This is a genomic window from Pseudoxanthobacter sp., from assembly GCF_036822375.1.
Classification (GTDB): domain Bacteria; phylum Pseudomonadota; class Alphaproteobacteria; order Rhizobiales; family Segnochrobactraceae; genus Pseudoxanthobacter.
The window spans coordinates 27241-35571 of the sequence record NZ_DAISHT010000017.1 but is presented as its reverse complement, the minus strand read 5'-3'; the positions used below and the strand labels follow the sequence as shown (position 1 = coordinate 35571).

The 8331-nt window shown below is 69.4% G+C and carries 8 protein-coding genes; 3 read left to right on the top strand and 5 right to left on the bottom strand.

Annotation, left to right across the window (positions count from 1 at the left end):
* The 3 genes from V7067_RS03595 to V7067_RS03585 all read left to right on the top strand — a co-directional run.
* A partial coding sequence (locus tag V7067_RS03595) for a pyridoxal phosphate-dependent aminotransferase (RefSeq protein WP_334174508.1) occupies positions 1–818 on the top strand: 818 nt, incomplete at its 5' end.
* A 107-nt stretch (positions 819–925) separates the two neighbouring features.
* Positions 926–1804, top strand: coding sequence for an alpha/beta hydrolase (locus V7067_RS03590; protein WP_334174507.1), 879 nt, complete (start codon positions 926–928; stop codon positions 1802–1804).
* A 17-nt stretch (positions 1805–1821) separates the two neighbouring features.
* Positions 1822–3048, top strand: a complete 1227-nt coding sequence (locus tag V7067_RS03585) for a hydantoinase/carbamoylase family amidase (RefSeq protein WP_334174506.1) — start codon at positions 1822–1824, stop codon at positions 3046–3048.
* Here V7067_RS03585 and V7067_RS03580 read toward each other — a convergent pair.
* The 5 genes from V7067_RS03580 to V7067_RS03560 form a co-directional block, all read right to left on the bottom strand.
* The gene (locus V7067_RS03580; protein WP_334174505.1) at positions 3045–3977 is read right to left on the bottom strand and encodes an AEC family transporter; all 933 of its coding nucleotides are present in this window, start codon (positions 3975–3977) and stop codon (positions 3045–3047) included. The genes V7067_RS03585 and V7067_RS03580 overlap by 4 nt on opposite strands.
* An 86-nt stretch (positions 3978–4063) precedes the next feature.
* Positions 4064–4984, bottom strand: coding sequence for an NAD(P)-dependent oxidoreductase (locus tag V7067_RS03575; protein ID WP_334174504.1), 921 nt, complete (start codon positions 4982–4984; stop codon positions 4064–4066).
* A gap of 1 nt (position 4985) precedes the next feature.
* On the bottom strand, positions 4986–6395 hold the full coding sequence (locus V7067_RS03570; RefSeq protein ID WP_334174503.1) for an amidase: 1410 nt from the start codon (positions 6393–6395) through the stop codon (positions 4986–4988).
* A complete protein-coding gene (locus tag V7067_RS03565; protein WP_334174502.1) occupies positions 6392–6592 on the bottom strand; it encodes a hypothetical protein in 201 nt (66 codons plus the stop codon). The genes V7067_RS03570 and V7067_RS03565 overlap by 4 nt, the downstream gene beginning before the upstream one ends.
* A gap of 11 nt (positions 6593–6603) precedes the next feature.
* A partial coding sequence (locus V7067_RS03560) for a hydantoinase B/oxoprolinase family protein (RefSeq protein WP_334174501.1) occupies positions 6604–8331 on the bottom strand: 1728 nt, incomplete at its 5' end.

The window sequence follows — 8331 nt, the reverse complement described above, 5'->3', positions numbered from 1 at the left end:
CGACGTGGAAATGGCCCTGCCTGTTCGCCCGCCAGCAGGGGGCGGAGGTGATCGAGATTCCGATCTACGATCCGGCTACGAACTACAAGCTCACGCCGCAGGCGCTGGAGCAGGCGGTGGATGAGCGCACCGCGATCATCTACATCGTCGACCCCAACAATCCGCTCGGCATCTGCTACAGCCGGGAAGAGATCGAGGCGTTTTCCGCCATCGCCCGGCGCTGCGGGGCGCTGCTGGTGCAGGATTGCACCTACCGCGATTTCGCCACCGGCCATTATCCGGCGCTGGCCGTCACGACCGAAAACACCGTGATGTCGATGAGCTTCTCCAAGTGGCTCGGTCTGGCGGGCCTGCGCGTCGGCGCGTTCGTCGCCGCACCCGATCTGGCGGCGGAAATCGCCGGCTGGTCCACGGGCGTGCTCGGCGGCAGCGTCATCGCCCAGCGCGCGGCCATGGCCGGGCTGGCCGTCAAGCCGGGCTGGATGGAAACGGTCCGCGCCATCAACAGCACCAATCAGGCGATGATCCGGCAGGCCAGCGAGGCGCAGGGTTTCGTGCTGCCGGTGTGGCCGTCGCACGGCAACTTCCTCGTGATCGAGACGATCGGCGCCGGCATCCGTCCGGAGGCGCTGGTGGCGGCCGCCAAGCGGCACGGCATCATGATCCGGCAGGGCACCTACCACACCGGGCGCTTCGGCGACCGCTTCATCAAGGTCAGCACCTCCGTGCCGCAGGCGTGGGCGGAGACCTTCTGCGAGAAACTGCCCGGCCTCGTCGCCGAGGCGCGCACGCTCAACGATGTCGAGGCCCAGTTCTAGGGCCGGCTGCGGCCGGGGCGAACTGCATCGCTCCGGCCATTTTATCCCATTTTTTAAACGCATCCCGGTTCTCCGGCCGGTGCGGAACGACGTCAGGACGGATTCCCATGCGCATTCAGACCCGGGACGGCATCCACCTTCATGTCGAGGAGGCGGGTCAGGGGCTGCCGGTTCTCTTCATCCACGAGTTCGGCGGCAACCATGCGAGCTGGGAACCGCAGATGCGGTTCTTCGCGCGCCGCTATCGCTGCATCACCTATGCCGCGCGCGGCTATCCGCCGTCTGACGTGCCGGGCGACGTGGAGGCCTATTCGCAGAAGATCGCCGTGGAGGATGCCCTCGACGTGCTCGATGCCCTCGGCATCGAAAAGGCCCACATCGTCGGCCTGTCGATGGGCGGCTTCGCCACCGTCCACTTCGGCCTGATGGCCCCGGAGCGCGCGCTGTCGCTGACGGTCGCCGGCGCCGGCTATGGCTGCGAGAAGGCGTTTGAGGATTATTTCCGCACCGTCTCGCTGGAAGTCGCCGACAATTTCGAGCAGAAGGGCGCCCGGGAGTTTTCCCGCATCTACGCGCTCGGCGCGAGCCGCGTGCAGTTCCAGAACAAGGATCCGCGCGGCTGGCAGGAATTTGCCGACCGGCTCGCCACCCACTCCGACACCGGCGCGGCGCTGACCATGCGCGGCGTGCAGGCACGCCGGCCTTCGTTCTACGATCTGGAAGACGGGCTGAAGGCGATGGACGTGCCGACGCTGGTGGTTGTCGGCGATGAGGACGATCACTGCCTGCTGCCCGGCATCTTCCTGAAGAAGACCATTCCGGCCTGCGGCCTGTCGGTCTTTCCCAAGACCGGCCATACGCTGAACCTTGAGGAACCCGCCGCCTTCAACGCCCTGCTGGCAGAGTTCTTCGCGCAGGTCGAAGCCGGCCGGTGGGACAAGCGCGACCCCCGCGCCCTGCCCGGCCAGATCATGCGCACCAAATGACCGGGAGCGCCCCTGCGATGACCCCCGCCATCGACCCGAACCGCCTGTGGCAGCGCCTGATGCAGCTCGGCGAAATCGGCGCCACGCCCGACGGCGGCGTGGACCGGCAGGCCCTGACCGACGGCGAGGCGGAAGCCTGGCGGCAGGTCATCGCGTGGGGCACGCAAGCCGGTCTGGAGGCGGCGGCCGATGCTGCCGCCAGCCTGTTTCTGACGCTGCCGGGCCGCGACCGCACCCTGCCGCCGGTCATGGCCGGCAGCCACCTCGACACCCAGCCCGGCGGCGGACGTTTCGACGGCGCCTTCGGCGTTCTGGCGGCGCTGGAGGCGGTAACCGCCCTCAGCCTCGCCGGCCACCGGCCGCAGCGCGACATCGTCGTCGTCGCGTGGATGAACGAGGAAGGCAGCCGCTTTGCGCCCGGCATGATGGGGTCGGAGGTCTTCGCCGGCGTGCGCAGCCTGGCGGAGGTGCGCGCGGCCACCGACAGTCGCGGCATCAGCGCCGGCACCGAGATCGACCGCCTGCTGGCCGCCTTCCCCGATCTGCCGCGCCGGCCGGCCGGCTTTCCGCTGGCGGCCTATCTGGAAGCCCATATCGAGCAGAACGTGCTGCTGGAACAGGCCGGACAGACCATCGGCATCGTCACCGGCATTCAGGGCAAGAAAACGTTCGGGATCACCGTTCAGGGCGGGAAGGGCCATGCCGGCACACTGCCGATGGCCGATCGCCGCGATGCGCTGGCCGCCTTTGCCCGCATTGCCCATGCCCTGCACGAAACCGTGGGGGCGGCCGATGCCGACGTGCGCTTCACCATCGGCCGGGTGGAGGTTGAGCCCAACGCGCCCTCGGTGGTGCCGGACCGGGTGACTTTCCGCATCGACCTGCGCCACCCGGACAATGCCGTTCTGGAAAGTCTCGGCCGCCGCACTGCGGATATTGCCGCGGCGCTGGCCGGTCCCTGCCGGGTCGCGGTCTCGCCTCTCGTCTCCGCCCCCTCCAACGGTTTCGATGCCGGCCTTCAGGCCCGCATTGCGGCCTCCGCGGCCGCGCGCGGCCTGCCGGCGATGCCGTTGCTCTCTTTCGCCGGCCACGATGCCCGCCACATGGCCGGGCTGGCACCCAGTGCCATGATTTTCATTCCCTGCCGCGGCGGCATCAGCCATGCAGCGGCGGAGTGGGCCGAACCGGCCCACGTGGCGGCCGGCGCACAGGTGCTGTGCGACGTGCTTGCCGCCATCGCCTAAACCCCCAGCACGAACAGCCAGAAGGTGACCGTGAGGCTGGCCGCGACCGTGGTCAGCACGGTCGCGGTGGAGGTGGCGCGCTCGGCAATCTGGTAGCGGGTTGCCAGAATGTGCGAGTTGATGCCGGTCGGCATGGCCGCGAACAACACCGCCACGCCGGCCCACACCGGCGGCATGCGGAAAACGTGAAAGGCCAGCAGCCACACCGAAAACGGATGCAGCATCAGCTTGAGCACGCTCAGCACCAGCGCCGGCCGGAGATCGCCGGCGATGCCGAAGCGGGCGAGCGACAGCCCCAGCGCCACCAGCGAACAGGGGATCGCGCTTTCCGACAGCGGGTTCAGCACGTCCAGCGCCATGCCCCGCGGCGCAATGCCGGCCGCGCGCAGGCCAAGGCCGATGGCCAGCGCCAGCAGGATCGGATGCACCGCCAGCCGCAGGCACAGGCGGCGCACCATGTCCAGCCAGTGGCCGCCCTCCGCCCGGCCTTCGATGAGGGTGGTGGCAATGGCCATCATCACCGGCAGGTGCACCGCGATGAGCAGGAAGAACGGCGTGGAAGCCTCCGGGCCATAAGCCCCGAGGATGATCGGCATGCCCACCAGAATGGTGTTCGACTGCCCGGCCGTGAAGCCGTGGATGACGGACTCGCTGCGCGACACCCCGAAAACCCGGCTCGCCAGCGCCATGCCGATGAGCCACACCACCAGCACCCCGCCGAAATAGGCCAGCCAGTAGCCCCACGGGTTGGAGGCCGGCATGGCCGAGGTGGAGATGGTCTTGACGATCAGCGCCGGCAACGCGATCGAAAACACATATTCCATCAGCGCCGCCCCGGCCCGCTCGCTGACGAAGCCCGACCGCCCGCAGGCATAGCCGATGACGATGATGACAAAGACCGGCACCGTGACCGTGAGGATGGTCCACATAAAAAAATCCTGTTCTGCGGTCCGGGTGTCCGGACCGCACCGGTGCGGAATGCGGGTCTGTGGCGGGGAAAAAAGCGGCGCGCCGGTCAGCCGGCGGGGTGGCGCCTGAGCCACCCGACATAGCGGCCGATGCCGTCTTCCAGCATCACCGCGGGGGTGTAACCGAGATCGCGGGCGGCGGCGCTGAGGTCGAAGCGAGCCTGAACGTCCTCCTCCGGATCATGCCCCGGGCCGAACTCGGCCCTGAGATCCGGCACAAAGCGACGCACGATATCGGCCACCGCCGGCAGCGGCAGGATCGAACCGTCGGTGACGGTGAAGACCCGGCCACCCGTGGAGGCCGCATCCATGGCGAGGATGAGGGCGCGGGCGATGTCCTCCACATGCACATACTGGCGCAGCGTATCGGTGCCATGAGGTTTGCGGAACGGCGTGCCGGCAAGACCGGCGCGGATCATGGCGCGGATATCGCAATCCGTGGTGCGCCGCGGGCCATAGACCCAGCCGATGCGCAGCCAGACCGCATCGACGCCGTGCTGGGTGGCATAGCCGTGGGCCAGCGCCTCGCACGCCGCCTTGCTGCCGCCATAGACCGTGGCCGGCCGCAGCGGCACGCCTTCCGGCACCGGATCGAGCCCCGCCGGCGTGCTGCCATAGGCGCTGACGGACGAGCAGAACACGAACCGGCGCGTGCCCGTGATGCGGGCGAGTTCCAGCAGGTTGACCGTGCCGGTCACGTTGATGTCGTGCACCAGAACGGGGTTGTCGCGCGCCAGCATCGGGCCGGAAAGCGCCCCGCAATGGATGATCGCGCCGAACGGCCCGGACCGGGCCGACAGGGCATGCAGGCGGTGGACGTCGCGCACGTCGAGGGCGGCGACAGAGAAGCCGTCGTGTGCCGCCGCGGCGATATCGACGGCGACGAACGGGCGGCCTTCGGCCTTCAGCTGCACGCAGACGGCATGGCCGACGAGGCCATTGGCCCCGGTGACGAGAACGGTTTCCATCTCACTCTCCCCCGGCCATAGCCGGCATCAGCGGCGGGCGCCGGTCGCGGGCGCCGAGTTCACGTTCGCAGGCGGCGCCGACAGCCAGCAGCAGCCCGTCTTCAAACGGCCGGGCGGCGAACTGTACGCCAAGCGGCAGGCCCGCCGGGCCTTCGCCGCAGCGCACCACCAGCGCCGGCGCACCGGTGACGTTGAACGGCAGGGCCAGCGCCGGAACATCGTAGGAGGCGAACTTGCCGACCTTGTCGATCGGCGGCGCCTCGAAGGGCGCGGCGGCGGTGACCAGAATGTCGACGCCGGCGAACGCCGCCGCCATTTCCGCGCAGAGCGCCCGGCGCAGCCGCTGGGCCTGCAGATAGTCCGCGCTGGTGAACAGCGCCCCCATCGACATGCGCTCGCGGAACGCCTCGCCATAGATTTCCGGCCGCGCCGCCAGCATGTCGCGGTGCACGGAGAACCCCTCCGTCAGCATGATCAGGTGGCCGCAGGCGACATAGTCCTGCAGCGGCGACAGCGTGACCGGGCGCACGCGCGCGCCGCGCGCTTCCAGCACGCGGGCCACGTCAGCGATGGCTGCGAGCATCGCCGGGCTTGCCGGATTGTCGCGCTCGTGGAAATGGCCGACGATGCCGACCCGCAGGCCCGCAAGATCGCGGTCGAGCCCGGCGGCATAGTCCTCTGCCGGCCGGCCGGCGGACGCCGGATCGCGGGCATCCGGCCCGGCCATGGCCGACAGCATCAGCGCGCAGTCTTCCGCCGTCCACGCCATCGGCCCGGCATGGTCCAGCGACCACGCCAGCGGAAAGACACCGTGGCGGCTGACGAGACCGTAGGTGGGCTTCAGCCCGGCAAGGCCGCAATAGGCCGCCGGCACGCGGATGGAACCGCCGGTGTCGGAGCCGGTTGCCCCCAGTACCAGCCCGGCGGCAATCGCCGCCCCGGAGCCGCTGCTGGAGCCGCCGGTGAAGCGGGCCGAATCCCACGGGTTGCGGGCCGGCGGAAACGGCAGGTCGAACGACGGCCCGCCGAGGGCAAACTCGTGGGTGGCGAGCTTGCCGAGCGGAATCGCCCCGGCCGCCCGCAGCCCGGCGACGCTGGCGGCATCCTCCCGCGCAATATGGCCGACGAGGCGGCGCGAGTGGGCGGTGGTGGCGACGCCGGCAAGGTCGAAGATGTCCTTGAGGCCGATGGGGATGCCGTGCAGCGGGCTTTTCGGCCCGCCGGCCCGGATTTCCGCCTCTGCCGTGCGGGCGGCGGCGCGGGCGGCATCGGCCAGCACCACGATGAAGCTGTGCAGCCGGTCGTCGAGGGCGGCAATGCGGTCGAGGCACTCTTCCACCAGATCGACGGGGGAAAGCCGGCCCGCGGCAATCGCGCGGGCGGCTGCGGCAATGGTCGGAACGCCCGTCATGCGCCGGCCTCGCCGGCAGCGAAGGTCAGGGCCGGCTCGCCGGCCGGGCCTTCCGCCCGCGCCCACACCCGCGCCCGGATATCGTTGACGATCGGCAGGGTGGCCGTCAGCGCGGCCACCCGCACCGGTCCCGCCTCAAGCCCGCTTGCCCGGGCAAGCGCGGCCACATCCGCCGGTTCCAGAGGATCCACGTCCATCATCCGCTCCTTCAGCCGCGTGCCGCGCGGCGGGCCGCGCGCAGGTGCTGCGTCGCCTCCCGGTCGATCTCAAGCTCCGGCGTCAGCACCACGCCGTAGACGGCCTCGGCATAGGCCGGGTCGATGAAGTCATCGAACACATCGGCCTGCACCTTCTCCGGGGTGCGGTCGAGCGGATCGCCATAGCCGCCGCCGCAGGGCGTGTAGATCGAGATCGCATCGCCCGGTGCCATGGCCACGTTGGAGATCTTGGCCGGCATTTCCTCGTGCGCTCCGCCCGCCCGGCTCAGCACCACCCGGCCGCCGGCCCCCGGCAGGCCGCCGAACACGCCCCACGGCGTGTCGTCGTGGCGGTCGGCCTCGTGGGTCACCTGCCCCTTCGTCAGGAAGCGCTGGGTCTTCACCACGCCGTAGCCGCCGCGGAAGCGGCCCGCGCCCGGCAGCACGTCGTCGCGCATCTCGTAGCGGTCGCAGATCACCGGCAGGTTCATACCGAGATCCTCGATCGGATTGTTGCGGGTGTTGCGCATCTGCTCGTCGACGACATCCGGCCCGTCGCTCGCCGGGCGCCCGCCATAGGAGCCCTCGTTGCACTCCAGAAACACCCAGTAGTCGCCGGCCGGCGTCAAGCCCGAATAGGCGGCAAAGGAGAGGGTTGCCGCATTGCCGGCCGTCACCTTGTCCGGAATGACCGGGGCGAGCGCACGGATGATGAGATCGACGAGGCGCTGGATCTGCGAGAACCGCGCCTCGCAGGCCGCCGGAAAGCGCGGGTTGAACAGGCAGCCCGGCGGGGCCGTCACCCTGACCGGGCGGAACGAGCCTTCGTTCTGCATCACATGCTGTTCGGTCGTGGCGGTATCGAGCAGCAGGGCACGAAAGGCGAAATAGCAGGCGACCTTGGTGGAGCCTTCGAAGGGCACGTTGAAGGCGGTCGGCACCTGATCGCAGGTGCCGGTCAGATCCACCTCGACCCCGTCGCCGCGCACCCGCACCGTCACCTTCACCGGCAGATGGACGCCGCGGGTGCGGCCGTCATCGTCGAGAAAGCCCTCGGCCGTGTAGTCGCCATCGGGAATGCGGGCGATCTCGCGCCGCAGCATGGTCTCCGAATAATCCATGAGCTGGCGGGTGGCGGTCGCAAGCGTCTGCGGCCCGTATTCGGCCACAAGCGCCTCGAAGCGCCTGCGCCCCAGTTCGGCAGAGGCGATCTGCGCCTCAAGATCGCCCATCACCAGCGACGGCACGCGGGTATTGCGGGCGATATAGGACCACAGCGTCTCGTCGCGCACACCGCGGCGGAACAGCTTCAGCCCGGTCAGCAGCATACCCTCCGCAAACACGTCCGGCACATCGATGATGAGGCCGGGCGTGGCCGCGCCGATATCGACATGATGGGCGGTGTTGGCGGCAAAGCCCACCAGTTCGCCTTCGTGGAACACCGGAGCGACGATGGCGATATCCGGCGAGTGGCTGGCCCCGTAATAGGGATGATTGTGGATGATGAGATCGCCGGGCTCATAGGGCTCGGCCATCGTCTCCTGAATGCCGCGCAGATAGGCCGGCAGCGAGCCGATGTGCATCGGCGTGGAATCGCTCTCCGACAGGGTGTTGAAGCCGGCATCGAACAGGCCGGCACCGAGATCCTCCGATTCCCGGATGATCGAGGAATAGCTCATGCGGTAGAGGACATGGCCCATCTCTCTGGCGATGGTCTCCAGCGCGCCGCCGATCACCTG

Coding starts and splice junctions, on each gene's coding strand:
- V7067_RS03575 (WP_334174504.1), bottom strand. CDS start 4,984: ATGGAAACCGTTCTCGTCACCGGGGCCAATGGCCTCGTCGGCCATGCC.
- V7067_RS03580 (WP_334174505.1), bottom strand. CDS start 3,977: ATGTGGACCATCCTCACGGTCACGGTGCCGGTCTTTGTCATCATCGTC.
- V7067_RS03570 (WP_334174503.1), bottom strand. CDS start 6,395: ATGACGGGCGTTCCGACCATTGCCGCAGCCGCCCGCGCGATTGCCGCG.
- V7067_RS03590 (WP_334174507.1), top strand. CDS start 926: ATGCGCATTCAGACCCGGGACGGCATCCACCTTCATGTCGAGGAGGCG.
- V7067_RS03565 (WP_334174502.1), bottom strand. CDS start 6,592: ATGGACGTGGATCCTCTGGAACCGGCGGATGTGGCCGCGCTTGCCCGG.
- V7067_RS03585 (WP_334174506.1), top strand. CDS start 1,822: ATGACCCCCGCCATCGACCCGAACCGCCTGTGGCAGCGCCTGATGCAG.